We start from the raw sequence: 844 nt of genomic DNA, 5'->3' as shown, positions 1-844 counted from the left end.
AACGACGGCCGGATCGAGATGGACTCGAACCTCATCGAGAACCGCATACGGCCGCTGACCCTCGGAAGAAAGAACGCACTCTTCGCCGGACACGACGAGGGCGGGCAGTCCTGGGCGCGCTTCGCCTCGGTCATCGGGACCTGCCGCCTGAACGGCGTCGAGCCTTATGCTTGGCTCACGGCAGCCCTGGAGGCCATCGCCGGCGGACACCCGAAGTCCGACATCGACGCGCTGCTCCCGTGGAACTTCCCCAAGGTTGCAATCATAGCTGCAGCTTAAACTGCAATCGATCGCCAGCCGGACCGGCCGGAAGCCACGGCAACAGGGGATCCCGATGGGAGAAACCATCGCTTACATCCCATTACTGGGCGCGAGAGCTCGGTCGGCTCGGCCACGAGGTCAAGATGATGCCGCCAGCTTACGTCAAACCATATGTAAAGCGGGGCAAGACGGATGCGTCCGACGCCGAGGCTATCTGCGAAGCCGTCACCCGACCGACCATGCGGTTTGTCGCCGTGAAGACCGAGGACCAGCAGGCGGTGCTGATGCTGCACAAGGCGCGGGAGCTTCTGGTGCGTCAGAGGACGATGTGAGCTGCTGCCGGTTTCGTGGACACGAAGATAAGATCGTGACCAAGGAACTGGAGTGCAGATATGACGAGACGGAAGTTCAGCCGTGAGTTCAAGATCGAGGCCGTTAGACTGGTGACGGACCGTGGCGTAGCGGTAGCGCAGGCGGCCCGTGACCTCGACGTGGCGGAGAGCGTGCTGCGTCGCTGGATGCGGGAACTGACCGCAACCCCTGCCACAGCGTTCCCCGGGAACGGGCAGATGCGGGCCGATCT

General features: G+C 63.2%; 2 protein-coding genes and 1 pseudogene. All 3 read left to right on the top strand.

Translation table 11 applies throughout. The features are described 5' to 3' along the window. Positions 1-279: transposase domain-containing protein (locus C5F48_RS24245; RefSeq protein WP_146170775.1), on the top strand; the 279-nt coding region annotated here is incomplete at its 5' end. Between the two features lie 74 nt (positions 280-353). Beyond that, positions 354-587 (top strand): annotated as a pseudogene (locus C5F48_RS24240) (IS110 family transposase); the annotation flags it as partial. Between the two features lie 66 nt (positions 588-653). Beyond that, a partial coding sequence (locus C5F48_RS24235; RefSeq protein ID WP_146170774.1) for a transposase occupies positions 654-844 on the top strand: 191 nt, incomplete at its 3' end.

The organism is Cereibacter changlensis JA139 (assembly GCF_003034985.1).
Taxonomy (GTDB): Bacteria; Pseudomonadota; Alphaproteobacteria; order Rhodobacterales; family Rhodobacteraceae; genus Cereibacter; species Cereibacter changlensis.
Note: the sequence above shows the minus strand (reverse complement) of the source record. Positions and strands in the feature narration are given on the sequence as shown.